At 71.0% G+C, this 24,293-nt stretch carries 24 protein-coding genes; 19 read left to right on the top strand and 5 right to left on the bottom strand.

The window, feature by feature from the left end:
* Positions 1 to 203 precede the first annotated feature (203 nt).
* The 6 genes from CCR87_RS13055 (at position 204) to CCR87_RS13030 (ending at position 5,683) form a co-directional block, all read left to right on the top strand.
* Entirely contained in the window at positions 204 to 1,010 is an 807-nt protein-coding gene (locus tag CCR87_RS13055; protein ID WP_201157966.1) for a TatD family hydrolase, read from the top strand.
* The gene (locus CCR87_RS13050) at positions 1,010 to 1,807 is read left to right on the top strand and encodes an MBL fold metallo-hydrolase (protein WP_201157965.1); all 798 of its coding nucleotides are present in this window, start codon (positions 1,010 to 1,012) and stop codon (positions 1,805 to 1,807) included. The genes CCR87_RS13055 and CCR87_RS13050 overlap by 1 nt, the downstream gene beginning before the upstream one ends.
* Positions 1,808 to 1,812: 5 nt before the next feature.
* Positions 1,813 to 2,742, top strand: a complete 930-nt coding sequence (locus CCR87_RS13045; RefSeq protein WP_201157964.1) for an AEC family transporter — start codon at positions 1,813 to 1,815, stop codon at positions 2,740 to 2,742.
* An 81-nt stretch (positions 2,743 to 2,823) separates the two neighbouring features.
* Positions 2,824 to 3,882 carry a GlxA family transcriptional regulator gene (locus CCR87_RS13040; protein ID WP_201157963.1) on the top strand — a complete coding sequence of 353 codons (1,059 nt, stop codon included), beginning with the start codon at positions 2,824 to 2,826 and terminating at the stop codon, positions 3,880 to 3,882.
* A gap of 4 nt (positions 3,883 to 3,886) precedes the next feature.
* Complete coding sequence (locus CCR87_RS13035; protein WP_242512004.1) at positions 3,887 to 4,519, top strand: ribonuclease HII; 633 nt, start codon at positions 3,887 to 3,889, stop codon at positions 4,517 to 4,519.
* Between the two features lie 69 nt (positions 4,520 to 4,588).
* Positions 4,589 to 5,683, top strand: a complete 1,095-nt coding sequence (locus tag CCR87_RS13030) for a site-specific DNA-methyltransferase (RefSeq protein WP_201157962.1) — start codon at positions 4,589 to 4,591, stop codon at positions 5,681 to 5,683.
* Between the two features lie 6 nt (positions 5,684 to 5,689).
* On the opposite strand, the gene CCR87_RS13025 is transcribed toward CCR87_RS13030, so the two are convergent.
* Together CCR87_RS13025 and CCR87_RS13020 are read right to left on the bottom strand one after the other, a co-directional pair.
* Positions 5,690 to 7,081, bottom strand: coding sequence for a helix-turn-helix domain-containing protein (locus tag CCR87_RS13025; RefSeq protein WP_201157961.1), 1,392 nt, complete (start codon positions 7,079 to 7,081; stop codon positions 5,690 to 5,692).
* Positions 7,082 to 7,119: 38 nt separating this feature from the next.
* Positions 7,120 to 8,349, bottom strand: coding sequence for a multidrug effflux MFS transporter (locus CCR87_RS13020; protein WP_201157960.1), 1,230 nt, complete (start codon positions 8,347 to 8,349; stop codon positions 7,120 to 7,122).
* 201 nt (positions 8,350 to 8,550) lie between these two features.
* Between CCR87_RS13020 and CCR87_RS13015 the strand changes: the two genes are divergently transcribed.
* The 5 genes from CCR87_RS13015 to CCR87_RS12995 all read left to right on the top strand — a co-directional run bounded on the left by CCR87_RS13015 (position 8,551) and on the right by CCR87_RS12995 (position 13,355).
* A complete protein-coding gene (locus tag CCR87_RS13015; protein ID WP_201157959.1) occupies positions 8,551 to 10,083 on the top strand; it encodes an acyl-CoA carboxylase subunit beta in 1,533 nt (510 codons plus the stop codon).
* A gap of 9 nt (positions 10,084 to 10,092) precedes the next feature.
* Positions 10,093 to 10,530: a DUF6497 family protein gene (locus tag CCR87_RS13010; protein WP_201157958.1), complete on the top strand. Its 438-nt coding sequence runs from the start codon at positions 10,093 to 10,095 to the stop codon at positions 10,528 to 10,530.
* A 40-nt stretch (positions 10,531 to 10,570) separates the two neighbouring features.
* On the top strand, positions 10,571 to 10,927 hold the full coding sequence (locus CCR87_RS13005; RefSeq protein WP_201157957.1) for a hypothetical protein: 357 nt from the start codon (positions 10,571 to 10,573) through the stop codon (positions 10,925 to 10,927).
* Between the two features lie 127 nt (positions 10,928 to 11,054).
* Positions 11,055 to 11,264, top strand: coding sequence for a hypothetical protein (locus CCR87_RS13000; RefSeq protein ID WP_201157956.1), 210 nt, complete (start codon positions 11,055 to 11,057; stop codon positions 11,262 to 11,264).
* Between the two features lie 90 nt (positions 11,265 to 11,354).
* Positions 11,355 to 13,355: an acetyl-CoA carboxylase biotin carboxylase subunit gene (locus CCR87_RS12995; RefSeq protein ID WP_201157955.1), complete on the top strand. Its 2,001-nt coding sequence runs from the start codon at positions 11,355 to 11,357 to the stop codon at positions 13,353 to 13,355.
* Between the two features lie 301 nt (positions 13,356 to 13,656).
* Here the strand turns inward: CCR87_RS12995 and CCR87_RS12990 are convergent, their stop codons facing one another.
* Complete coding sequence (locus CCR87_RS12990; RefSeq protein WP_201157954.1) at positions 13,657 to 14,250, bottom strand: DUF4174 domain-containing protein; 594 nt, start codon at positions 14,248 to 14,250, stop codon at positions 13,657 to 13,659.
* 93 nt (positions 14,251 to 14,343) lie between these two features.
* Here CCR87_RS12990 and scpA point away from each other — a divergent pair, with 93 nt between their 5' ends.
* A complete protein-coding gene (gene scpA, locus CCR87_RS12985) occupies positions 14,344 to 16,488 on the top strand; it encodes a methylmalonyl-CoA mutase (RefSeq protein ID WP_201157953.1) in 2,145 nt (714 codons plus the stop codon).
* The gene (locus CCR87_RS12980; RefSeq protein ID WP_201157952.1) at positions 16,485 to 17,114 is read left to right on the top strand and encodes a VOC family protein; all 630 of its coding nucleotides are present in this window, start codon (positions 16,485 to 16,487) and stop codon (positions 17,112 to 17,114) included. The genes scpA and CCR87_RS12980 overlap by 4 nt, the downstream gene beginning before the upstream one ends.
* A gap of 102 nt (positions 17,115 to 17,216) precedes the next feature.
* Here CCR87_RS12980 and CCR87_RS12975 read toward each other — a convergent pair whose 3' ends face one another.
* Positions 17,217 to 17,471 carry a hypothetical protein gene (locus CCR87_RS12975; RefSeq protein WP_201157951.1) on the bottom strand — a complete coding sequence of 85 codons (255 nt, stop codon included), beginning with the start codon at positions 17,469 to 17,471 and terminating at the stop codon, positions 17,217 to 17,219.
* 51 nt (positions 17,472 to 17,522) lie between these two features.
* Positions 17,523 to 17,909: a thiol-disulfide oxidoreductase DCC family protein gene (locus CCR87_RS12970; RefSeq protein WP_201157950.1), complete on the bottom strand. Its 387-nt coding sequence runs from the start codon at positions 17,907 to 17,909 to the stop codon at positions 17,523 to 17,525.
* Positions 17,910 to 18,039: 130 nt separating this feature from the next.
* Between CCR87_RS12970 and CCR87_RS12965 the strand changes: the two genes are divergently transcribed.
* From CCR87_RS12965 to CCR87_RS12940, 6 genes are all read left to right on the top strand, one after another.
* Entirely contained in the window at positions 18,040 to 18,765 is a 726-nt protein-coding gene (locus tag CCR87_RS12965; protein WP_242512003.1) for a M48 family metalloprotease, read from the top strand.
* 106 nt (positions 18,766 to 18,871) lie between these two features.
* On the top strand, positions 18,872 to 20,296 hold the full coding sequence (locus CCR87_RS12960; protein WP_242512002.1) for a M16 family metallopeptidase: 1,425 nt from the start codon (positions 18,872 to 18,874) through the stop codon (positions 20,294 to 20,296).
* Positions 20,293 to 21,606 (top strand): M16 family metallopeptidase, encoded by a 1,314-nt coding sequence (locus CCR87_RS12955; RefSeq protein WP_201157948.1) that lies wholly within the window; start codon positions 20,293 to 20,295, stop codon positions 21,604 to 21,606. Before CCR87_RS12960 ends, CCR87_RS12955 begins: the two co-directional genes overlap by 4 nt.
* 48 nt (positions 21,607 to 21,654) lie before the next feature.
* Positions 21,655 to 23,517: a DNA mismatch repair endonuclease MutL gene (gene mutL / locus CCR87_RS12950; RefSeq protein WP_201157947.1), complete on the top strand. Its 1,863-nt coding sequence runs from the start codon at positions 21,655 to 21,657 to the stop codon at positions 23,515 to 23,517.
* A gap of 83 nt (positions 23,518 to 23,600) precedes the next feature.
* The gene (locus tag CCR87_RS12945; RefSeq protein WP_201157946.1) at positions 23,601 to 23,927 is read left to right on the top strand and encodes an STAS domain-containing protein; all 327 of its coding nucleotides are present in this window, start codon (positions 23,601 to 23,603) and stop codon (positions 23,925 to 23,927) included.
* Positions 23,918 to 24,292, top strand: a complete 375-nt coding sequence (locus tag CCR87_RS12940) for a response regulator (RefSeq protein ID WP_201157945.1) — start codon at positions 23,918 to 23,920, stop codon at positions 24,290 to 24,292. The genes CCR87_RS12945 and CCR87_RS12940 overlap by 10 nt, the downstream gene beginning before the upstream one ends.
* Position 24,293: the final 1 nt, after the last annotated feature.

Raw genomic sequence — 24,293 nt, 5'->3', positions numbered from 1 at the left:
CGCTGTGCGCCCGCCTGGCCCCCACCCCCGCCGCCGCCCGTGACTGGGCCGAGGCGCAGGCCCGGCTGGGCGCGCGGGTGCGCGCGGGGCTGGCGGTCAACCTTGACCCCGCCGGACTGCTGCTCGATATGGTGCGGGAGATCGAAATCGTCGCCGCACGCCACGCCTGAGGCGCCCGACACCTCCGACCCCGAAAGGACGCCATGAGCGCCCCGCCCGAGATCGTCGACAGCCACTGCCACCTCGACTTCCCCGACTTCGGCGGGGAGCTGGACGCGGTGATCGCACGCGCCCACGCCGCCGGTGTCACGCGCATGCTGACCATCGCGACCCGGCTGCGCACCGAACCCGCCGTGCGCGCCATCGCCGAGGCGCACCCGTCGGTGTTCTATGCCGCCGGCACCCACCCCATGAGTGTCGCGGACGAGCCGATGGCCACCGTCGACGATCTGGTCGCCCTGGCGCGTCATCCCAAGATGGTGGGGATCGGCGAGACCGGCCTCGACTACCACTACACCTCTGACAGCGCCGAGGTGCAGCGCCAGAGCCTGCGTGTCCACATCGCCGCCGCGCGCGAAACGGGTCTTCCGCTGATCATTCACGCCCGCGACGCCGATGCCGACATGGCCCGCATCCTGACGGACGAACACCGCGCGGGGGCGTTCGGCTGTGTGATGCACTGCTTCTCCTCGGGGCCGGAGCTTGCGCGGGCGGCGCTCGATCTGGGGTTCTACCTGTCGATGTCGGGGATCGCCGCGTTCCCCAAGAGCACCAGCCTGCGGGAGATCTTTGCCGCCGCGCCGCTGGAGCGCATCCTGCTGGAGACCGACGCGCCCTACCTCGCGCCGCCCCCCCATCGCGGGCGGCGCAACGAGCCCGCCTACACCGCCCACACCGCCCGCGTGGGGGCCGAGGTGTTCGGCCTCGACCTTGAATCCTTTGCCCGCGCCACCAGCGCGAACTTCGACCGGCTGTTCGCCAAGGCCGCCCGCTGGCGGCAGGCCGCCTGATGGCGCAGCTGCACTTTACCATTCTGGGCTGCGGGTCGTCCGGGGGCGTACCCCGGCTGGGCGACAACTGGGGCGAATGCGACCCCGCCGACCCGCGCAACCGTCGGCGCCGCTGTTCGCTGCTGGTGGAGCGGATCGGGGACGCGGGCCGCACGCAGGTGCTGATCGACACCGCGCCGGACATGCGCGACCAGCTGCTGGAGGCGGGCGTGGGCCGGCTGGATGCGGTGGTGTGGACCCATGCGCACGCCGACCACACCAACGGCATCGACGACCTGCGCCAGATCGTCTTCAACACCCGCAAGCGGCTGGCGGTCTGGGCCGATCCCGAGACGCAGGCCGCGCTGCTGGAGCGCTTCGGGTATGTGTTCCACCAGCCCGAGGGCTCGCCCTATCCGCCGATCCTGGACATGCACACCATCGCGGGGGACATCACGATCACCGGCGAGGGCGGCCCGATCACCCTGCGCCCGCTGCGCGCGCGCCACGGCCACATCGACGCGCTGGGCTTTCGCATCGGGCCGCTGGCGTATCTTCCGGACGCGGTGGAGATCCCCGAGGACAGCTGGCCGCTGCTGGAGGGCCTCGACACCTGGGTGGTGGACGCGCTGCGCCGCAAGCCCCATCCCACCCACGCGCATCTGGCGCTGACGCTGCAGTGGATCGACCGCGCCCGCCCGCGCCGCGCGGTGCTGACGAACATGCACAACGACCTCGACTATGCCATGCTGGCGGCCGAAACCCCGGCGCATGTCACCCCCGCCCATGACGGGATGACCCTGACCTTCGAGGACTAGACCCCGTGCAGGCGCTGCTGGAGGTGATCCTGCCGGTGTTTCTGGTCATCGGCTTCGGCTACGGCGCGGTGCGGCTGGGGCTGTTTTCCGACAGCGGCGTGGACGGGCTGGTGCAGTTCACGCAGAACTTCGCGATCCCGTGCCTGCTGTTCTCGGCCATTGCGACGCTGGACCTGGGCGCGGTGTTCCGGCTGGAGTTGCTGGCGGCGTTCTATGCCGGCGCGGTGACGGGGTTCCTGGCGGGGCTTCTGGGGGCGCGCTGGCTGTTCGGCCGGTCGTGGGAGGACGCGGTGGTGGTGGGGTTCTGCTGCCTGTTCTCCAACTCGGTGCTGCTGGGCCTGCCGATCACCGAGCGGGCCTATGGCGCGGGCGCGCTGGCGCCGAACTTTGCCATCATCGCGCTGCATGCGCCGTTCTGCTATCTGGTGGGCATCACCGTGATGGAGGGGGTGCGCAACCGCGGCCGGGGCGTGGTGTCGACCGTGGGGCGGGTCGTGGGGTCGATGGCGCGCAACGGGCTGATGATCGGCATCGCGCTGGGCTTCGTCGTCAACCTGGGCCGCGTGCCGATCCCCGGGGTGGTGGACCAGGCGCTGGCGTTCATGGTGGCCGCGGCGCTGCCGGCGGCGCTGTTCGGGCTGGGGGGGGTGCTGCACCGCTACCGGCCCGACGGGGACCTGCGGCTGGTGGGGATGATCTGTGTGGTCTCGCTGGGACTGCATCCGGCGGTGACGTGGACGCTGGCCACGGCGCTGGCGCTGGACGAGGGGCAGCTGCGCTCGGCGGTGCTGACGGCGGCGATGGCGCCGGGGGTGAACGTCTATATCTTTTCCAGCATGTACGGGCGCGCGATGCGGGTCGCGGCCTCGGCGGTGCTGCTGGCGACGGCGGCGTCGCTGCTGACGGCGTGGGTGTGGTTGCAGGTGCTGCCCTGACCATCGCCGCCGGGCGGCTTTCGGCTATTGATACGCAACGGCTTTCCTGATTGGCTCGGGTCAGTCGCGAAAGACCCCGAGATGCCCGCCCAGACCGTTCCGGCCCTGCCCCACCGCCCCGCGGCGCGCGCCACCCCCGCGCCGCGCCGCCGCTTCGTGCTGCTGCTGCTCGACCGCTTCTCGATGCTGGCGCTGGCGGCCGCGATGGAGGCGCTGCGCATCGCCAACCGGATGCTGGGCCAGCCCGCCTATGCCTGGGTGCTGGTGGGCGAAGGCGGCACGGTCGCGCGCGCCTCCACCGGGACGGAGTTCCGCCTCGACCACGGGCTGGAGGCGGGCGAGCTGGAGGTGGACCGCGACGACGTGGTGCTGGCGATCGGCGGGCTGGATGTGCAGGCGGCGACGACGCGGGCGGTGGTGAACTGGCTGCGGCGGGTGGCGCGCCATGGCCCCACCCTGGGGGGCATGTGCACCGGCAGCCATGCGCTGGCGCGCGCGGGCCTGCTGGAGGGGCGCCGCGCCACCATCCACTGGGAAAACCACGACAGCTTCGCCGAGGAGTTCGAGGACGTCACGCTGACGAAGTCCGTGTTCGTGGTGGATGGCAACCGGCTGTCGGCGGCGGGGGGGACGTCGGCCATCGACCTGATGCTGGCGCTGATCGCGCGCGACCATGGCGAGGGCACGGCCTCGGCCGTCGCCGACCAGCTGATCTATGCCGCCATCCGCACCGACCAGGACACCCAGCGGCTGTCGATCCCCACCCGCATCGGCGTGCGCCATCCCAAGCTTGCGCAGGTGGTGCGCATCATGGAGGCCAACATCGAGGAGCCGATCAGCCCCGCCGACCTGGCCGCCACCGTCGGCCTGTCGACCCGGCAGCTGGAGCGCCTCGCACGGCGGTATCTGGGCCGCAGCCCCAAGCGGTACTACATGGAGATGCGCCTGCAACGCGCGCGCAACCTGCTGATGCAGACCGACATGAGCGTCATCAACGTGGCCATCGCCTGCGGCTTCACCAGCCCGTCGCATTTCTCCAAATGCTACCGGGCGCATTACGGCATCACCCCCTACCGCGAGCGTGGCGCCCACGGCGCCCGGGCCGATGTCGCCGCCCTGCCCGCCGACCACGACGGCTGAGGCGATGGCCCACCCCGTCCCGGATTTCACCCGCGAAACCGCCGCGATGGCCCAGGGCCTCGGCCGCATCGCCGGCGTGGACGAGGTCGGGCGCGGCCCGCTGGCCGGGCCCGTGGTGGCCGCGGCGGTGATCCTCGACCCGCGCGACATCCCCGAGGGGCTGCGGGATTCCAAGACGCTCGGGCGGGGTGCGCGCGAACGGCTCGCCGCCGCGCTGGAGGATCGCGCCGAGGTGGCGTGGGCGCTGGCGACCGTGGCCGAAATCGAGGCGTTCAACATCCTCCAGGCCGGGTTCCTGGCGATGCGCCGCGCGCTGGAGGCCCTGCGACCGGACCTTGCGCTGGTCGACGGCAACCGGCTGCCGGCCGCCCTGCCCTGCCCCGCGCTGGCCGTGGTCAAGGGCGACGCGCGGTCCTTGTCGATCGCGGCGGCCTCCATCGTGGCCAAGGTACGGCGCGACGCGATCATGGCCGATCTTGCCGCCGCGCATCCGGGCTACGGGTGGGAGCGCAACGCGGGCTATCCCACGCTGGAGCACAGAAAAGCCTTGCACAGGCTGGGGGTGACCCCACACCATCGCCGTTCCTTTGCGCCCATCCGCAATATCTTGTGTGCCGAATCATTTTCAACACACTGATTCACAAGAGAATTGACGCCGAATCACTTTTGGCGCACTGTCCGGTCAAACACACAAGAGGCACCGGGCATGGGCAAGATCGAAGCGGGCGCAGGGCTGCGCAACCAAATCCTCACGGGCGATTGCATCGAGGCGATGGCGGCACTGCCGGCCGCCTCGGTCGATCTGGTGTTCGCCGACCCGCCCTACAACCTGCAACTGCGGGGCGATCTGCACCGGCCCGACAACAGCCGCGTGGACGCGGTCGATGCCGACTGGGACCGCTTCGCCAGCTTCGAGGCCTATGACGCCTTTACCCGCAAGTGGCTGGCGCAGGCGCGGCGCGTGCTGAAGCCCAATGGCGCGATCTGGGTGATCGGCAGCTATCACAACGTCTTCCGGCTGGGGGCTGCGTTGCAGGATGCGGGGTTCTGGATCCTCAATGACGTGGTGTGGCGCAAGTCCAACCCGATGCCGAACTTCCGCGGCAAGCGGCTGACCAACGCGCACGAGACGCTGATCTGGGCCGCGCGCAGCGACAAGGCGCGCTACACCTTCAACTACGAGGCGCTGAAGACCCTCAACGAGGGGACGCAGATGCGCTCGGACTGGGTGATCCCGCTGTGCACCGGGCACGAGCGGCTGAAGGACGAGAACGGCGACAAGGCCCACCCGACGCAGAAGCCCGAGGCGCTGCTGCACCGGGTAATCGTGGGCACGACCAAGCCCGGCGATGTGGTGCTCGACCCGTTCTTCGGCACCGGCACCACCGGGGCGGTGGCCAAGCGGCTGGGCCGCGACTTCATCGGGATCGAGGCCGACCCCGCCCACGCCGCGCGCGCGCGCGCGCGCATCGACCGCACCGTCCGGCTCGACAGTGACGCGCTGGAGGTGACGGGATCGAAGCGGGCGGAGCCCCGCGTCGCCTTTGGCGTGCTGGTCGAACGCGGCATGCTGCGCCCGGGCGAGGTGCTGACCTCGCCGCGCGGGGCGGCGGCGAAGGTGCGCGCCGACGGCTCGCTCATCACCGCCGAGCATCGCGGCTCGATCCATCAGGTGGGCGCCGCGCTGGAAGGCGCGCCCTCGTGCAACGGCTGGACCTACTGGCACTTCAAGCGTGAGGGGCGGGCGATCCCGATCGACTTCCTGCGCCAGCAGGTCCGATCCGAGATGGCGGCGGGCTGAGGACACTCAGACCCCGATGTCATAGGGCAGGATGTCGCGTCGGTCGGGATCGACGCGCAGCCGCCCCTCCAGCGGCGGAACCGACCGCTGGTGACAGTCGCGGCGTTCGCAGATCCGGCAGGAGATGCCGATGGGTTCGAACGCCGCCGGACGCCCCACGTCCAGATCATCGGCATAGACCAGCGCGCCCGCGTGCGCGACCTCGCAGCCCAGCCCCAATGCAAAGCGGCGCACCGGCGCGTGAAACCCGCCGCCGGGCTTGGAGACGTCGCGCGCCAGGCACAGGTAGCGCACACCGTCGGGGGTTTCCGCGAGTTGCCGCAGGAAGCGCCCCGGCGTCTCGAAGGCGCGATGCACGCACCACAGCGGGCAGGCGCCGCCAAAGCGGGCGAATTGCAGCCGCGTGGCCGAATGGCGCTTGGTGATGGTGCCGGCCTGATCGACGCGGACGAAAAAGAACGGCACCCCGCGCGCGCCGGGGCGTTGCAGCGTGACCAGCCTGTGCGCGACCTGCTCCAGCGAGGCGGTGAACAGGTCCGATAGCCGCTCCAGGTCGTGCCGACAGGCCCGCGCGGCGCCCAGAAACCGCCCGTAGGGCATCAGCGCCGCCCCCGCAAAATAGTTCGCAAGCCCCACGCGGGCGATGGCGCGGGCCTCGGGCGATTGCAGGCGGGCGTGGTCCAGCGTCGCCTCCAGCAGCGGCGCGCGCAGCAACAGCGCGGTCTGGTGCAGCAGCTGGAACCGCCGCGTGGCCGGGCTTGCATGCTGCGCCAGCGTCAGGCGGCGGGTGGCGGGATCGTAACGGCGCAGGCTGGCGGTGTCGGCATCGACGATCGTGACCCCTTCGGCCGACAGCGCGGCGCGGGCGGTCTCGACCACATCCCCGTCGCCGGCGAAGGCCTCGGCCGCGCGGTCCACGGCGTCGATGTAGTTGTCGCAATAGTGGAAGAAATCGCGCACCTCCTCCCACGGCGAGGGGCGCAGCGCGCCGTCGGTGCGCCCCAGCGCCTCGTCCAGCGACGCCAGCCGCTCGTGGCTTTGCCGATACGCGCGGTGCAGATCGAGAAACGCCCGCGCAAGGGCGGGCGCGTTGGAGGCCGCCAGCCGCAGGTCGGCCATGGGGGGCGCGGCCTCGGCCAGCACCGGATCGGCCAGCGCCTCGCGCATGTCGCTGACCAGACGCTCGGCGTCGCCCGAGGACAGCTCGGTCACGTCAAAGCCGAACTCCTGCGCCAGCGCCAGCACCACGGTGGCCGACACGGGCCGGTGGTTGTTCTCCATCTGGTTGAGGTAGGGCAGCGACACGCCCAGCTTGGCGGCAAAGGTCTTCTGCGTCAGGCCGAGGCGCCCGCGCACCTCGCGCAGCTTGGCGCCGGCATAGAGCTTGGCGGTGGCCATGGCGCCTCCCGGTGTTTGCAGGATGGGTTTTGCAAACCCTAGCCCTGCCCGCCGAAGCCGTAAAGCCGCCGCTCGCGCGCGATGACATAGCGGATGGAGATGAGCGCGAGGATCGCCGTGCTCCACATGATCAGAACCAGCGGCAAGGCCCCGCGCCCCTCGATCAGCAACGCACCCGCCAGCGCCGACAGCGCAGCCCCCAGCCCGATGGTGATCGCACCGCCCAGACCCGCCGCCGTGCCCGCCAGACGCGGGCGCACCGACAGCATGCCCGCGGTCGCGTTGGGCAGCGACATCCCGTTGCCAAGCGCCACGAAGACGAAAAACCCGAAGAACACCTCCGCCCGGTCGAGGCCGGAAAGCGTCAGCGCGGTCAGGATCGTCAGCCCGAACAGGCTGATGACGCAGCCCCACAGCACCATGCGGTTGATCCCCATGCGCACCGAAAACCGACCCGACACGAAGTTGCCGATCGCATAGCCCAGCGCCGGTGCGCCGAAATACAGCCCCAGCCCCGAGGGCGACAGCCCATAGACCTGCGTGCCGACATACGGCGCGCCGCCCAGGAACGCAAAGAACGCCCCCGACGCAAACCCCGCCGCCGCGCAATAGCCCCAGAACCGGCGCGCCGTCAGCAATTCGGGGTATTCGACGAACTGCGCGCGCAGGCTGGCGGGGCGCGAGCGCGCGGTCTCGCCCAGATCGAAGAACGCGAGGCCCAGGATCGCCACCCCGCAGGCCAGCAGCAGAAGGAACGACGCCTGCCAGCCGAACGCCTCGTCCAGCAGGCCGCCGGCCATGGGGCCGACCATCGGCACCAGCGCCATGCCCATGGTGACATAGCCGATCATGGAGGCCGAGCGCGCCTCGTCCACCATGTCGCGCACGACCGCGCGGCTCAGCACGATGCCGGCCACCACCACCGCCTGCCCCATGCGGAACAGCAGGAACATCTCCACCGTGGTGGCCATCAGCGTGCCCAGCGTGGCGAGCAAAAAGATCACCAGCGCACCGAGCAGCACCGGCCGGCGCCCGTACCGGTCCGAGATCGGCCCGATGAAGATCTGCAGCACCGCGTTGACCAGCAGATACAGCGACACCGACAGCTGCATCAGCCGGTAATCGGTGTCGAACCACGCCGTCATGTTCGGCAGCGACGGCAGGAAGATGTTCATCGCCAGCGCCGACACCCCCGACAGGAGGACCAGCGTAACCAGGTGCGGCGGGGTTGTCCGGTCCAGAAACCGAACCTTCGGAGGGGCTTGCATTCGGAATCGGTAGGCCCGCGCGCGGGGAATGTCCACGCCCCAGTTGCGCCGCATCGCAGCGTGGCTTTGCGGCTTCGCAATTATCCATGCCGGACGATGCAAGGATATGCAAATTATCCGGAAACCGCTTTGCCCCCCGCGCGCGGGACGCTAGGGTGCGCCGTGACACACCGATGACAGCCGCCTGGGAGGGGGAACCGCATGCACGACATCCTGCAGGAGCTGGCCGACCGGCGCGCGGCCGCACGCATGGGCGGCGGCGAACGCCGCATCGCAGCCCAGCACGCCAAGGGCAAGCTGTCCGCGCGCGAGCGGGTGGAGCTTCTGCTGGACGACGGCTCGTTCGAGGAGTTCGACACCTTCGTCGCGCACCGCTGCACCGATTTCGGCATGGACGACAGCCGCCCCTGGGGCGACGGGGTGGTCACCGGCTGGGGCACGGTGAATGGCCGACTGGTCTATGTGTTCAGCCAGGACTTCACGGTGTTCGGCGGCTCGCTGTCGGAGACGCACGCCAACAAGATCTGCAAGATCATGGACATGGCGATCCAGAACGGCGCCCCCATCATCGGCATCAACGACTCGGGCGGCGCGCGCATCCAGGAGGGTGTGATGAGCCTTGCGGGCTATGCCGAGGTGTTCCAGCGCAACATCCTGGGCTCCGGCGTGGTGCCGCAGATCTCCCTCATCATGGGGCCGTGCGCGGGCGGCGCGGTCTATTCGCCCGCGATGACGGACTTCATCTTCATGGTGCGCGACAGCTCCTACATGTTCGTGACCGGCCCCGACGTGGTCAAGACGGTCACCAACGAAGTCGTGACGGCCGAAGAACTCGGCGGCGCGCACACCCATACCACCAAATCCTCCGTGGCCGATGCGGCGTTCGAGGATGATCTGGAACTGCTGGCCGAGACCCGCCGCCTGATCGACTTCCTGCCCGCGTCGAACCGCGAGAAGCCCCCGGTGCGCCCGTTCTTCGACGACCCCGCGCGGGTGGAGCCGAGCCTGGACACGCTGGTGCCCGACAACCCCAACCAGCCCTATGACATGAAGGAGCTGATCCTGAAGATCGCCGACGAGGGCGATTTCTTCGAGATCCAGGAAGGGTTTGCGCGCAACATCATCACCGGATTCATTAGGCTGGAGGGGTCGACCGTCGGTGTGGTCGCGAACCAGCCGATGGTGCTCGCGGGCTGTCTGGACATCGACAGCGCCCGCAAGGCCGCCCGCTTCGTGCGGTTCTGCGACGCCTTCGAGATCCCGATCCTGACGCTGGTGGATGTGCCCGGCTTCCTGCCCGGCACCGCGCAGGAATACGACGGCATCATCAAGCACGGCGCGAAGCTCCTGTTCGCCTATGGCGAGGCGACGGTCCCGAAGGTCACCGTCATCACCCGCAAGGCCTATGGCGGGGCGTATGTGGTGATGGCGTCCAAGCATCTGCGGGGCGATTTCAACTATGCCTGGCCCACCTCGGAGATCGCGGTGATGGGGGCCAAGGGCGCGGTGGAGATCCTGTACCGCTCGGAGCTGGACGACGCGGACAAGATCGCGGCGCGCACCAGCGACTACGAGGACCGCTTCGCCAACCCCTTCGTCGCCGCCGAGCATGGGTTCATCGACGAGGTGATCATGCCCCAGTCCACCCGCCGTCGGGTGTGCCGGGCCTTCGCGAGCCTGCGCAACAAGAAACTCTCGAACCCGTGGAAGAAGCACGACAACATTCCGCTCTGAGGCCGACCGTTGCAGCCCTCTGCCCCGCCGCGCCGCACCGTCCCCGCCATCGCGCTGGTGGTGTGCCTGTTGGCGGGCCGGGCGGTGGCCCAGGCCGAGGGCGGGCTGCCCGACGGGCTGCTGGAGGTGCCCTCGCGCCAGCCCGTCACCCTGCAGGAGGCGTTCTGGGAGGAACAGGCCGACGGCGCGCTGTGGCTGCGGCTGCGGTTCATCGCACCCCGGATCGGGTCGGCGCCGGGCGAATACGGATTTGATCTGGTGGAGTGGGACATGGTCCATCTGTGCGAAACGCTGGGCCTGCCCTGGGCCGACGCCGCCGGAGCGGAGCTGATCGTCGTGTCCCTGGCCGCCGAGGCCGTGGAGTTCGGCGCGCAGACGCCTGATGTCGCGCAATTTTTCGAAGCCTATCGCCCCGAAGACGGCGAATGCCTGTGGGAAGAATACTGATGACCCCCGACCACCCCCCGCACGCCCGCGCGGCCCGGCCATGCTGAAGCACCGCGGCTTTCCCGGCCGCCTGCCGGGGACGGATTTCCAGTTCACCATCCGCCGCGCCAATCCCCGCGGCGTCACCCCGATCGTGGCCCGCGCGCGCCACGCCGACCGGCGCCCGGCCGATCGGCGCGCGGATGCGGCGTTCCTTGGGGCGCTGATCGAACATTTCGGCGATGCGCCGTTCGAACGGGGCAACCTCGATGCCGGGCGCCTCGGATGGCTTCTGGACCGCGAGGTCGTCGCGGCCGAGGACCCGTTCGATCCCGCCAGCTACGACGCGCTTCTGCGCGTCGATCTGGAGGCCGCCGCGCAGTCCTTTCCCGAGCTGTTCGACGGGGACGAGGCGTGATCCGCGCGCATCGGCATCCCTCCGCCGACCCGCGCGGATCACGCGGAGTTGGTTTTGCAGCCGCCCCCCGCCTCTGCCATGGGTGGACGAACACGCTCGTTCCCATACAGAAAGGCGGATCAGAGACATGCGCATCCTTTCCCTCGCAGGCGTCGCGGCGGCGGCCCTTCTTCTGGCCGGCTGCGGCGACAACATCGGCGAACAGGCCCTGTTCGGCGGCGCGGCCGGTGTCGGTGTCGCGGCCGTCGCCGGTGGCGATCCGGTGGCCGGTGGCCTCGTCGGGGCCGGCGGCAACGTCGCGTTCTGCCAGCTCAACCCCGGGGCGTGCCGCCGCTGACGCGACCGGCCCGGCTGTTCCATCCTGCGCCGCCCCCATCGGGGGCGGCGTTTTCATGCGCGCCCGCGCCACCACAACTCGGGAGGTCCGATGTTCAAGAAGATCCTGATCGCGAACCGGGGCGAGATCGCCTGCCGGGTCATCAAGACCGCACGGCGCATGGGAATCGCGACGGTGGCGGTGGCCTCGGACGCCGACCGCAAGGCGCTGCATGTCCAGATGGCCGACGAGGTGGTCCACATCGGCCCCGCGCCCGCCGCGCAGTCCTATCTGGTGATCGACCGCATCGTGCAGGCGATCCGCGACACCGGCGCCGAGGCCGTGCACCCCGGCTATGGCTTCCTGTCGGAAAACCCCCGCTTTGCCGCCGCGCTGGCGGCCGAGGGCGTGGCCTTCATCGGCCCGCCGCAGGGCGCGATCGAGGCGATGGGCGACAAGATCACCTCCAAGAAGCTCGCGGCCGAGGCGGGCGTGTCCACCGTGCCGGGCTACATGGGCCTGATCGGCGACGCCGAGGAGGCGGTGCGCATCGCCAACCAGATCGGCTATCCGGTGATGATCAAGGCGTCGGCGGGCGGCGGTGGCAAGGGCATGCGCATCGCCTGGAATGACGCGGAGGCGCGCGAGGGCTTCCAGTCGTCGAAGAACGAGGCCGCCAGCAGCTTCGGCGACGACCGCATCTTCATCGAGAAGTTCGTCACCCAGCCCCGCCACATCGAGATCCAGGTTCTGGCCGATGCCCACGGCAACACCATCCACCTGGGCGAGCGGGAATGCTCCATCCAGCGTCGCAACCAGAAGGTGATCGAGGAGGCGCCCTCGCCGTTTCTGGACGCCGACACCCGCGCGGCGATGGGCGCACAGGCCTGCGCGCTGGCGCAGGCGGTGGGCTACACCTCGGCCGGGACGGTGGAGTTCATCGTCGACGGCGAGCGGAACTTCTACTTCCTCGAGATGAACACCCGGCTTCAGGTCGAACACCCGGTGACCGAACTCATCACCGGCATCGACCTGGTGGAGCAGATGATCCGCGTCGCCGCCGGCGAGACGCTGTCGATCCGCCAGGAGGATGTGCGGCTGAACGGCTGGGCGATGGAAAGCCGCATCTATGCCGAGGATCCGTACCGCAACTTCCTGCCCTCCACCGGTCGGCTGACGCGCTACCGCCCCCCGGCCGAGGTCTGTTCCGACACGGCCGTCGTGCGCAACGACACCGGCGTGACCGAGGGCGGCGAGATCTCCATGTTCTACGACCCGATGATCGCCAAGCTGTGCACCTGGGCCCCCGACCGCACCCGCGCCATCGAGGAGATGCGCGTGGCGCTCGATGCGTTCGAGCTGGAGGGGATCGGCCACAACCTGCCCTTCCTGTCGGCGGTGATGGACCACGACCGCTTCGTGTCGGGCGCCATCACCACCGCCTTCATCGCCGAGGAATTCCCCGAGGGCTTTGACGGCGTGACGCTGGATGCGCGGCTGTTGCGCCGGGTGGTGGCCGCATCGGTCGCCATGCACCGCGTGGCCGAGGTGCGCCGGGCGCGCATCTCGGGGCGGATGGACAACCACGAGCGCCGCGTGGGCGATGCCTGGGTGGTGCTGGCGCAGGGAGAGCGGTTCGCCGTCACCGTCGCGGCCGATCGCAGCGGCGCGAGCGTCACCTTCGACGATGGCGCGACGCTGCGGGTGGCCTCGGACTGGACGCCGGGCGACCGCCTGGCGCGGCTGACGGTGGACGACACGCCGCTGGTGATGAAGGTGGGCAAGATCTCGGGCGGGTTCCGGCTGCGGCTGCGCGGGGCGGAGCTGAAGGTGCGGGTGCTCAGCCCCCGCCACGCCGAGCTTCAGGCCCTGATGCCCGAAAAGATCCCCGCCGACATGTCGAAGTACCTGCTGTGCCCCATGCCCGGCCTGGTTGTCGCGCTGCATGTGGAGGAGGGCGCCGAGGTGTTCGAGGGCCAGGCGCTGGCGACGGTGGAGGCGATGAAGATGGAAAACATCCTGCGCGCCGAACGCCGCGGCACCGTCGGCACGATCCGCGCCAGCGTCGGCAGCAGCCTCGCGGTGGACGAGATCATCATGGAGTTCGACTGATGCCCACCGTCGGCCCGTCGGGGCTTTCGGCCCTGCCGGTTGCCCGGCCGCCCGGTGTGGCGGCGCGCCGGGGTTCCGTGCAATGCCGGGGCGCCGGTGACGGGCGTCGCCGCACGTCTGCGCACCACCATGGGCCGCCATGGCGCAACCCCCGGCGGCGGCCGGTAGGATGCTGCGGTTGCGGACCGGGCAAGGCGGGTGCGCCTCCGCGATCGGCGGACGCCGCATCGCGCCCGCCACCCCCCATCGATATGGCCGATCTGCCCACCAGCGGCCGCACGGCCGACCGCGCCGCCGCCTGTCAGTCACGTCCCGAGGGGCGGTTCTCCAGCATTTCCTGCCGACGCAGCGGAAAGCGGTCGATCACGGCCATGATCTCGCGAGCGGAGCGGGGCGCGGGGCGGCGCTGCTTGATCTCGCCGTCCTTGTCGATGATCGCGACCATGAAGCCGCGCGGGCGCAGCCGCTGGCGCGCGGAGCTGCGCGCGTCGGGATCGGTGTCGGTGATCACGACGACGTCGCGGTCCACGAATTCCTGCGCACGCTCCAGCAGCGCCTGAAGCTGCTGCTGGAAGGCCGGGTCGGCCGGCGTGTTGGCAAAGATCAGCAGCAGTCTGCGTTGCCACAGAAAGCTGTCGATGTCCGCCTGTGCCCCATCGATCACCAGAAGGCCGTCGACCTCCTCCATCACGGCCTCGGAGGCCACGTCGTCGGGCAGCGTCTCGGTGGGCTGCATCTCGGTGGATCGCGTCTCGGGGGGCAGCGTTTCGGGGGATGGGGTTTCGGTTGGCAGCGCCTCGGTGGGCGACGCGCCATCGGCAGCCTGGGCCGAGCCCTGTGCCAGCGCGGCGGCGGGCAGAAAAAAGGCCGTTGCAAGGATCGGTAGCAGTTTCATGGCGCCTCCTGTGGGGTTGTATATAGGCGGCGCACGGCGAAAAACACAACGGATGGGGGGCGACCCCTCACCGCACAGAGGAGGGCTCCGGCCATGACCCAAGGCACCGACGACTGGGCCGCACTGGCCCGCAAGGAACTGAAGGGCCGCGACCCCGAGAGCCTGCGTTGGGACACGCTGGAGGGGATCCCGGTCAAGCCGCTCTATACCGCGCAGGACGTGGAGGGATTGCCGCACATGGGCACCCTGCCCGGTTTTGCGCCCTATACGCGCGGGGTGAAGGCCACGATGTACGCGGGCCGGCCCTGGACGATCCGGCAATACGCGGGGTTCTCGACGGCCGAGGAATCCAACGCCTTCTATCGCAAGGCGCTGGCGGGCGGGCAGCAGGGCGTGTCGGTGGCCTTCGATCTGGCGACCCACCGCGGCTATGACAGCGATCATCCCCGGGTGGAGGGCGACGTGGGCAAGGCCGGCGTCGCCATCGATTCGGTGGAGGACATGAAGCTTCTGTTCGACGGCATCCCGCTGGGCGAGATCTCCGTCTCCATGACCATGAACGGCGCGGTGATCCCGGTGCTGGCGAACTTCATCGTCGCGGGCGAAGAACAGGGCGTGGACCGTGCCAGGCTGTCGGGGACCATCCAGAACGACATCCTGAAGGAGTTCATGGTCCGCAACACCTACATCTATCCGCCCGAGCCCTCGATGCGGATCGTGGCCGACATCATCGAATACACCGCCGCGCACATGCCGCGCTTCAACTCCATCTCCATCTCCGGCTACCACATGCAGGAGGCGGGCGCGAACCTGGTGCAGGAGCTGGCGTTCACCCTGGCCGACGGGCGCGAATATGTCCGCACCGCCATCGGACGCGGCATGGACGTGGACAGCTTCGCGCCCCGTCTGTCGTTCTTCTTCGCCATCGGCACCAATTTCTTCATGGAGATCGCCAAGCTGCGCGCCGCGCGCCTGTTGTGGTCGCGGGTGATGGAGGAGTTCGGCCCGAGGGACGTGAAATCCTCGATGCTGCGCACCCATTGCCAGACGAGCGGCGTCAGCCTGGCCGAGCAGGACCCCTACAACAACGTGATCCGCACGGCCTACGAGGCGCTGTCGGCGGTCCTCGGCGGCACCCAGTCGCTGCACACCAACGCGCTGGACGAGGCCATCGCCCTGCCGACCGAGTTCGCCGCTCGCATCGCGCGCAACACCCAGCTGGTGCTGCAGGAGGAGACCGGCGTGACCAAGGTCGTCGATCCGCTGGCGGGCTCCTACTACGTCGAGAAGCTGACCCATGACATCGCCGAGGCCGCCTGGGCGCTGATGGAGGAGGTCGAGGCGATGGGCGGCATGACCAAGGCCGTCGCCTCCGGCATGCCCAAGCTGCGCATCGAGGAGACCGCCGCGCGCCGCCAGGCCGACATCGACCGCGGCGACGAGGTCATCGTGGGGGTCAACAAATACCGCAAGGACAAGGAAGACCCGATCGACATCTTCGACATCGACAACGACAAGGTCCGCGCCAGCCAGATCGCCCGGCTGGAGCGCATCCGCGCCGCCCGCGACCAGGCCGCCTGCGACGCGGCGCTGGCCGAGGTCACCCGCCGCGCGACCGAGGGCGGCAACCTGCTGGAGGCCGCCGTGGAGGCCGCCCGCGCCCGCGCCTCCGTGGGTGAGATCAGCGCCGCGATGGAGCAGGTCTTCGGCCGCCACCGCGCCGAGGTGAAGACGCTGGCCGGTGTCTATGGCGCCGCCTATGAGGGCGACGACGGCTTCGCCGCCATCCAGAAGGAGGTCGAGGACTTCGCCGAGGCCGAGGGCCGCCGCCCCCGGATGCTGGTGGTCAAGATGGGCCAGGACGGCCACGACCGCGGCGCCAAGGTCATCGCCACCGCCTTTGCCGACATCGGCTTCGACGTCGATGTGGGCCCGCTGTTCCAGACCCCCGAGGAGGCCGCCCAGGACGCCATCGACAACGACGTGCATGTCGTCGGCATCTCCAGCCAGGCCGCCGGGCACCGCACGCTGGCGCCGAAGCTCGTGCAGGCGCTGCGCGACCAGGGCGCGGGGGATATCCTGGTGATCTGCGGCGGGGTGATCCCGCAGCAGGACTATGCCTTCCTGCGCGACGCGGGCGTCAAGGCGATCTTCGGCCCCGGCACCAACATCCCCGACGCGGCCCGCGACATCCTGCGTCTGATCGGCACGGCCCGCGCCGGGCGGGAGGCACAATGACACACCGCGCACCCGGCACGCTGGACCATCTGGTCATCGCCGCGGCCACCCTCGACGAGGGGGCCGACTGGTTCACCGCCCGCACCCGGCTGGGCCTGTCGCCCGGCGGGCAGCACCCGCTGATGGGCACGCACAACCGCCTGCTGTCGCTGGGCGATCAGGCGTACCTGGAGGTCATCGCCATCGACCCCGACGCCCCCGGCCCGGACCATCCGCGCTGGTTCGACCTCGACCGCCGCGAGGGGCCGCCGGCGCTGCGCACTTGGGTGGTGCGTGTGCCGGACCTGGAGGCCGCGCTGGCCGTGGCGCCGCCGGGCAGCGGCGTGCCGCGCGATTTCGCCCGCGCCGACCTGCGCTGGCGGATGGCGGTGCCGCAGGACGGGCGGCTGCCGTTCGACAACCTGTTTCCCGCGCTGATCGAATGGCAGACCGACGCGCATCCCGCCCCGCGCCTTGCGGATGCGGGGGCGCGGTTGCAACGGCTGCGGCTGGCGCATCCACGGTCCGATGCGCTGCGCGATGCGCTCGCGGCGATCCTCGAGGACCCGCGGGTGGCGGTGGAGGCGGCCGAGCACCCCGCGATGACGGCGGATCTGGACACACCCGGCGGCATGCGGGCGCTGTAAGCCGCCCATCGGGCCAGGGTCGGTCCGGCAATGGCGCCGCTGTGCGCCAGGCAGCACCATCCGCATGCCGCGGGTCTCGCCGGGGGGCAGGACAGGGCGGCCCTAGCGCGCGCTGTCGGGTGGTCCCGCGCGCAGCCGGTACATCCCCTCGGGCAGGTTCAGCGCCGCCCCCAGATCGCGCAGCTGCGCCATCGACAAGGTGATGCGCACAAGGCGATCCTCGCGCGGGTCGTACTGCTCCACCGTCACGCAATCCTCGAAGGCGTTGACGGTGACATCCTCCTGGAGGGCGGGCGCGGGCCCTTCGTCCATCAGGGTGATGACGGTGGCGTCGAAATCGTGCTCGATGGTGAACATGCACCACAGGCTAGCGCAAGGACCCGGCCCACGGAAGGGAAACCTCGCGCCTCAGCGCAGGCCGGTGGCGCAGCTGCGCCGCCGACGCCGGTCCAGCGCGTGCAGCGCAGGCGCAAGGATATGTTCATAGACACCCGCCGCCAGCCACGCCACGCCCGGCAGGCTGACGAGGCGCGCCAGCCACACCATCCCCGGCAAGCGCCGCCACAGGGCCACGAATGCGGGCACCCCCGCCAGCACGCGGCCGTCCTCGCGCACATGCAACCGGCGGCGCGCCGCCTCCGGCTCCAGGCCCCAGTCGGACAGATCCGCGTGGTTGAGGTCCTCGAACGCCAGCGGCGCGCCCAGGCGTTCGGCGCGGCGGCGGTAGGCCTCGATCTCGCGGCCGCAGATCGGGCAGTCGCCGTTGTAAAGGACGGTAACGGGGGTCTGTGTCATGGGTTCCATCGCGTGCGATCTAGCGCGGCGCGCCCCCGTCGCCAGGGCCTGCGCACAGCCGCGTGAGGGGCCGTGCGCGCGCCGCAGGTTCTGCTAAACTCGGACCATCGCCAGGGAGGCCCGCTTGCCGATGCGTCGACTCATCCTCGTCTTGCCGTTCATCCTCGCTGCCTGCGTGGTGGTGGGTCCGCCACCGACCACGCAGCCCCCGCCGCAGCAAACCGTCACCGCGCAGCCGCGCCTCGACAGTGCCACAGCCGCGGCGAATTTCGAGCGGGTGGTCAACCGGATGGAGCCCGTCGTCACCCAGGAATGCCGCGCCCGCGCGCCGGGGCGGCGGTGCGATTTCCTCGTGGTGGTCGACACCAGCCCGGGCTTGCCGCCCAACGCCTTCCAGACGCTGGACCGTGACGGGCGGCCGGTGATCGGCTTCACGCTGGCGCTGCTGGCCGATGCGCGCAACGTCGACGAGCTGGCGTTCATCTTCGGCCACGAGGCCGGCCACCACATCGCCGGGCACATTCCCCGCCGGACCGAACAGGCACGCACCGGCGCGCTGATCGCGGGCGCGCTCGCCGCGCTGACCGGGGCCGACGACATTACCGTGGAGCGCGTGGCCGGCATCGGCGGCGAGATCGCCGCGCGCCGCTTTGCCCCGGCGTTCGAGCTGGAGGCCGACGAGATGGGCACCGTGCTGGCCTGGCGCGCGGGCTTCGACCCTGAGCGCGGCGCGCAGTTCTTCAGCCGCATCCCCGATCCGGGCAACGCCTTCCTGGCCACCCATCCGCCCAACGCCCAGCGCCAGGGCGTGGTGCGCGACACCATGGCACGTCTGCGCGCGGGCGGCCGGGTCTGAGCGCGCGACCTCACCGGCCGTCACAACGGCGTTGCCGGCCGGACCGGGCGGTTGAAGCCGCCCGCCCGCGCCGTACCTGACACAGGACATACACAGGAGGACCGGCATGGCCCGCATGATCCCGGGGTGGAGCGTCCCGCTCGCCCTTGTCACCGCCGCCACCATGGCCACCGCGGCCGGGGGCCCGGTGGCCGCCGCTGCGGGCACCGGTGACGTGGCGCGCTTCACCCTCGACAACGGGATGGACGTGGTGGTGATCGAGGATGCCCGCGCGCCCGCCGTCGTCCACATGGTGTGGTACCCCGTCGGCGCGGCCGACGAGCCGCCGGGGCAGTCGGGCATCGCGCATTTCCTCGAGCACCTGATGTTCAAGGGCACCGACACCCGCGCGCCCGGCGAATTCTCGGCCGTGGTCGAGCAGCTGGGCGGGCGCGACAATGCCTTTACCAGCTGGGATTACACCGCCTACTTCCAGCGCACCGCCGCCGAGCATCTGCCGATCCTGATGGAGATGGAGGCCGACCGGATGGCCAACCTCGCCTTCACCGAGGCCGAGTGGCTGCCCGAGCGCGATGTGATCCTGGAGGAACGCGGGCAGGTGGTCGAGAGCCGCCCCGGCGCGCTGTTCAGCGAGCAGATGCGCGCGGCGCTGTTCACCAACCACCCCTACGGCACCCCGATCATCGGCTGGCGCCACGAGATGGCGACGCTGACGGGCGACAACGCCATGGACTTTCACGCCGCCCATTACGGCCCGAACGCCGCCATCCTGCTGGTCGCGGGCGACGTGCGCGCCGACGAGGTGCTGGCACTGGCGCAGCAGCATTACGGCACGATCCCCGCCAATCCCGCCATCACCACGCCCGCCCGCCCGCAGGAGCCGCCGCACCTCGCCGCCCGCCGGATCGAGATGACCGACCCCCGCGTGGCCCAGCCCTATGTGATGCGCCAGTACCTTGCGCCCGCCCGCAGGCCCGGCGACCAGGCCGACGCCGCCGCGCTGAGCGTGCTGGCCGAGCTTCTGGGCGGCAGCCGGACCACATCGGTGCTGGCCCGCACGCTGGTCCAGGCCGAGGACGCGCCGGCGCTGTCGGTGTCGGCGTGGTACTCCGGGCTGGCGCGGGATGACGGCACCTTCACGCTGGCCATCGTCCCGGCCGAGGGGGTGGACCTGGCGACCGCCGAAGCCGCGCTCGACGATGCCGTGGCCGCCTTCATGGAGGCCGGCGTGGACCCCGAGCAGTTCGCGCGCGTGCGCACCCGCATCCGCGCCGCCGAGATCTTTGCCCGCGACAGCGTCGAGGGGCGCGCGCGCACGATGGGCACCGCGCTTTCCACCGGCCTGGAGGTCGCCGATGTCGAAGGCTGGACCGACGCGCTGATGGCGGTGACGCCCGAGCAGGTGATGGCGGCGGCGCAATCGGTGTTCGACCGCACCCGTTCGGTCACCGGCTGGTTGCAGGGCCCCCCCGACGCGCACCCCACCGGCCCCGCCACCGTGGAGCCGCCGATGACGGAGGTGATGCAATGACCCGCACCCTGGTTGCCGCGCTGGTGCTGGCGCTGGTCGCGCTGACCGGCCCCGCCCGCGCCCAGGTCAGCGTGACCGAGGTCACATCGCCCGGCGGCATCACCGCGTGGCTGGCGCCCGAGACCGCCCTGCCCTTCGTCGCGCTGGAGATCGTGTTTCCCGGCGGCGCGACGCTTGACCCCGAGGGCGCGGAAGGCGCCACCGTGCTGATGTCGGACATGCTGGCCGAGGGCGCCGGCCCGCTCGATGCGCAGAGCTTTGCCGAGGCCACCGAGGCCATCGCGGCACAGATCAGCTTCGACGCGGGCCCCGACGCGGTCACGGTGTCGGCGCGGTTCCTGACCGAGGTGGCCGACGACGCCGCCGACCTGCTGCGCCTTGCGCTGGCCGCGCCGCGCTTCGACGCCGATGCGTTCGAGCGCGCCCGCGCCCGGGCCGTATCGCAGGCGCGCTCGGCCGAGCGCTCGCCCAATGCGCTGGCCAGCCGGCGCCTGGCAGAGCTGACATGGGGCACGCACCCCTATGCCCGCCCCCACGACGGCACCGAGGACAGCCTGCGCGCGCTCACGCCCGACGACCTGCGGGCGGCGCATGCGCGGGCGCTGGCGCGCGACCGGGTGCATGTGGCCGCCGTGGGGGACATCGACGCGGACACCCTGGGCGCGCTGCTCGATCATGTTCTGGGCACCCTGCCGGAGGCCACCACCCCCCTGCCCGACCGGGCGACGGTGGGTCTCGACGGCGGTGTGACGCATGTGGCGTTCGACGGCCCGCAGGCGGTCATCGCCTTTGGCCAGCCCGGCATCGGCCCGGACGATCCCGACTTCTTTGCCGCCTTCGTTCTGTCGGAAGCGCTGGGTGGCGGGCGGTTCGGCACCCGTCTGATGCGCGCGCTGCGCACCGAGCGGGGTCTGACCTATGGCGTGGGGGCCTTTCTGGTCAACCGCAGGCTGGGCGACACCCTGCAGGGGCGCTTTGCCACCACGCCCGCCCGCGCCGACGAGGCGATCGAGGTGGTGCGCGCCGAATGGGCCCGCATGGCCGAGGAGGGCCTGAGCGCCGAGGAGCTGGCGGCGATCCAGACCTATCTCACCGGCGCCTATCCGCTGCGCTTCGACGGCAACGCACGAATCGCCGCGATCCTTGCGTCGATGCAGCTTCAGGGATTTGCGCCGGACTACATCGCCACGCGCAATGACAAGGTCGCCGCCGTCACCGTGGAGGAGGTGCGCGCCGCCGCCGCGCGGCTGCTCGACCCCGAAGGGCTGCACTTCGTCGTGGTAGGCCCGCAGGAGGACCCCGCGAACTGAGCACGCCCCCCGTTGGCGGGCGGCGCCGGTCATGCTAGCACTTGTGGCATGAACCAGCCCGCCCCCAACATCCACCCCTCCGTGCCGCAGATCCGTCAACTCGACGAGGCCGCGTCGAATCGCATCGCCGCAGGCGAGGTGGTGGAGCGACCCGCCTCCGCCATCAAGGAGCTGGTGGAGAATGCGCTGGACGCCGACGCCCGGCGCGTCGAGATCACCATCGCAGACGGCGGCAAGACACTGCTGCGCGTCAGCGACGACGGCCATGGCATCCCGGCCGACCAGCTGCCGCTGGCGCTGGCACGCCATGCCACCTCCAAGATCGACGGCACCGACCTGCTGGCCATCACCAGCTTCGGCTTCCGCGGCGAGGCGCTGGCGTCCATGGGTGCGGTGGGCCGGCTGAGCCTGCGCTCGCGCCCCGCCGGGGCGGAGGCTGCGGAAATCACCGTGACCGCCGGGCGCATCGGCCCGGTGCGCCCGGCGGCGCTGTCGCGCGGCACGGTGGTGGAGCTGCGCGATCTGTTTGCCGCCACCCCCGCCCGGCTGAAGTTCCTGCGCACCGACCGCGCCGAGGCGCAGGCCATCGCCGACACCGTGCGCCGCCTCGCACTGGCCGCCCCCGACGCAGGCTTCACCCTGCGCGATGTCTCGGGCGGCGGCGAGGGGCGGGTGGTGTTCCGCGCCGACCCCGACGAGGGCGCCGAGGCGCGGGTTGCCCGCGTGCTGGGCCGCGCGTTCGTCGACACCGCCCTGCGGGTGGAGGCCGAGCGCGACGGCCTGCGCCTGACCGGCTTTGCCGCCCTCCCGACCGAGGCGCGCGGCGCGGCGGTGGCCCAGCACTTCATGGTCAACGGCCGCCCGGTGCGCGACCGGCTGCTGCTGGGGGCGCTCAAGGCGGCATATGCCGATGTGCTGGCGCCGGGGCGTCATCCGGCCTGTGTGCTGTGGCTCGACCTCGATCCGGTGCGGGTGGACGTGAATGTCCATCCCGCCAAGGCCGAAGTGCGCTTCCGCGAGGCCGGGGACGTACGCGGGCTGGTGGTGGGGGCGTTGCGCCACGCGCTGGCGGGCGCCGGGCACCGGGGATCGGGCAGCCTGTCGATGGCGGCGCTGGGGGCGTTCCAGGCGGGCGTGCCCGGTCATCACGGTCATCACGGGGGCCACGGCGGGTCGTTCCAGCGCCCCGGCCCCGCCGCGCTGGACACGGCGCGCGCCGCCATGGCGCCATGGCCCGCGATCGCCCCCGGTGGCGGCGCCGACCCGCGCATCCCCGGCCTGTCGGAGGCGCCCTCGGCCCCGGTGATCGCGGCGGCCGACACGCCGGCCCCCGGCCCGCTGGGCGCGGCGCGCGCGCAGGTTTTCGCCACCTACATCGTCGCCGAGGCCGAGGACGGGCTGATTCTGGTCGACGCCCACGCCGCGCATGAGCGGCTGGTCTACGAGCGGCTGAAGGCCCAGCGCGCCCGCGACGGGGTGCCCGCGCAGCCGCTGCTGGTCCCGGAGATCGTGGAGATGGCGTCGGACGCCGCCGCGCGCCTGCTGGAGCATGCCGACGACCTCGACCGGCTGGGCCTTCGGATCGAGCCGTTCGGCCCCGGCGCCATCGCGGTGCGCGCACTGCCCGCCGCGCTGGGGCCCGTCGCCGCCGCCCCGATCCTGCGCGACATCCTCGACGAAGTCACCGACGCGGGCGCCAGCCGCAGCCTGGAGGCGCGGCTCGACGCCATCGCCTCACGCATCGCCTGCCACGGGTCGGTGCGCGCCGGCCGACGCCTGGGGGCCGAGGAGATGAACGCGCTCCTGCGCGAGATCGAGGCGACGCCGCACTCGGGCCAGTGCAACCACGGCCGGCCCACCTGGGTCCGGCTGGACCGCGGCGCGCTGGACCGGCTGTTCGGCCGCAGCTGAACGCCGCAGCGCCACCATGTCTTAAGGATTTGGCCCTACCACGGATCAGCGGTCAGCCCGCGCCCCGTGAGAGAGGATCCGCCATGTCCGACCCTGCCGCCCCTGCGGGCGCCGTCCCCGATCTGTCGGCCGCGCGCCGCATTGCCCTGCCCGCGCGGATGGACCCCGCCGCGGCCGAGGAACTGTCCGAGGCGCTGGAACATCTGCGCGGTGTCCCGGTGGTCCTGGACGGGGCGGCGGTCGACCGCCCCGGGGGACTGTTCCTCCAGCTTCTGGCCATCGCCGCCCGACAGTGGCGCGCCGACGGGGTGGCGTTTCACCTCGCAGAGGCGTCACCGGCGCTGACCGATGCATTGCAGCTTCTCGATCTCGCCCGTCTGTTTCCGGAGGATACAGCCCAATGCCATTGAAAATCCTCGCCATTGACGATTCGCGCACGATGCGCGGCATGCTCTCGGAGGCGTTGACCGAGGCGGGCTTCGAGACCTACCTGGCCGAAGACGGCGAGGACGGCCTCCAGAAGCTGGAGGAGGTGCAGCCCGACCTCGTCATCACCGACATCAACATGCCCCGGCTGGACGGTTTCGGCTTCATCGACGCGGTGCGCGCCGACCGGCGCCACCGGGGCCTGCCGATCCTCGTGCTGACCACCGAAAGCGCGCAGGAGCTGAAGGACCGCGCCCGGCGCGCCGGCGCCAGCGGCTGGATCGTCAAGCCGTTCCACGAAACCAAGCTCGTCTCGGCGATCCGCCGCGTCGCCGCGAAGGAGGTGTAAC

This window comes from Rhodobaculum claviforme (assembly GCF_016653255.1).
Lineage (GTDB): Bacteria > Pseudomonadota > Alphaproteobacteria > Rhodobacterales > Rhodobacteraceae > Rhodobaculum > Rhodobaculum claviforme.
Note: the sequence above shows the minus strand (reverse complement) of the source record. Positions and strands in the feature narration are given on the sequence as shown.

Bases quoted from the DNA above. Each gene is read 5' to 3' on its own strand.
- CCR87_RS13055 (WP_201157966.1), top strand. From the start codon at position 204: ATGAGCGCCCCGCCCGAGATCGTCGACAGCCACTGCCACCTCGACTTC.
- CCR87_RS13050 (WP_201157965.1), top strand. From the start codon at position 1,010: ATGGCGCAGCTGCACTTTACCATTCTGGGCTGCGGGTCGTCCGGGGGC.
- CCR87_RS13040 (WP_201157963.1), top strand. From the start codon at position 2,824: ATGCCCGCCCAGACCGTTCCGGCCCTGCCCCACCGCCCCGCGGCGCGC.
- CCR87_RS13035 (WP_242512004.1), top strand. From the start codon at position 3,887: ATGGCCCACCCCGTCCCGGATTTCACCCGCGAAACCGCCGCGATGGCC.
- CCR87_RS13030 (WP_201157962.1), top strand. From the start codon at position 4,589: ATGGGCAAGATCGAAGCGGGCGCAGGGCTGCGCAACCAAATCCTCACG.
- CCR87_RS13025 (WP_201157961.1), bottom strand. From the start codon at position 7,081: ATGGCCACCGCCAAGCTCTATGCCGGCGCCAAGCTGCGCGAGGTGCGC.
- CCR87_RS13020 (WP_201157960.1), bottom strand. From the start codon at position 8,349: ATGCAAGCCCCTCCGAAGGTTCGGTTTCTGGACCGGACAACCCCGCCG.
- CCR87_RS13015 (WP_201157959.1), top strand. From the start codon at position 8,551: ATGCACGACATCCTGCAGGAGCTGGCCGACCGGCGCGCGGCCGCACGC.
- CCR87_RS13005 (WP_201157957.1), top strand. From the start codon at position 10,571: ATGCTGAAGCACCGCGGCTTTCCCGGCCGCCTGCCGGGGACGGATTTC.
- CCR87_RS13000 (WP_201157956.1), top strand. From the start codon at position 11,055: ATGCGCATCCTTTCCCTCGCAGGCGTCGCGGCGGCGGCCCTTCTTCTG.
- CCR87_RS12995 (WP_201157955.1), top strand. From the start codon at position 11,355: ATGTTCAAGAAGATCCTGATCGCGAACCGGGGCGAGATCGCCTGCCGG.
- CCR87_RS12990 (WP_201157954.1), bottom strand. From the start codon at position 14,250: ATGAAACTGCTACCGATCCTTGCAACGGCCTTTTTTCTGCCCGCCGCC.
- scpA (WP_201157953.1), top strand. From the start codon at position 14,344: ATGACCCAAGGCACCGACGACTGGGCCGCACTGGCCCGCAAGGAACTG.
- CCR87_RS12980 (WP_201157952.1), top strand. From the start codon at position 16,485: ATGACACACCGCGCACCCGGCACGCTGGACCATCTGGTCATCGCCGCG.
- CCR87_RS12975 (WP_201157951.1), bottom strand. From the start codon at position 17,471: ATGTTCACCATCGAGCACGATTTCGACGCCACCGTCATCACCCTGATG.
- CCR87_RS12970 (WP_201157950.1), bottom strand. From the start codon at position 17,909: ATGACACAGACCCCCGTTACCGTCCTTTACAACGGCGACTGCCCGATC.
- CCR87_RS12965 (WP_242512003.1), top strand. From the start codon at position 18,040: ATGCGTCGACTCATCCTCGTCTTGCCGTTCATCCTCGCTGCCTGCGTG.
- CCR87_RS12960 (WP_242512002.1), top strand. From the start codon at position 18,872: ATGGCCCGCATGATCCCGGGGTGGAGCGTCCCGCTCGCCCTTGTCACC.
- CCR87_RS12955 (WP_201157948.1), top strand. From the start codon at position 20,293: ATGACCCGCACCCTGGTTGCCGCGCTGGTGCTGGCGCTGGTCGCGCTG.
- mutL (WP_201157947.1), top strand. From the start codon at position 21,655: ATGAACCAGCCCGCCCCCAACATCCACCCCTCCGTGCCGCAGATCCGT.
- CCR87_RS12945 (WP_201157946.1), top strand. From the start codon at position 23,601: ATGTCCGACCCTGCCGCCCCTGCGGGCGCCGTCCCCGATCTGTCGGCC.
- CCR87_RS12940 (WP_201157945.1), top strand. From the start codon at position 23,918: ATGCCATTGAAAATCCTCGCCATTGACGATTCGCGCACGATGCGCGGC.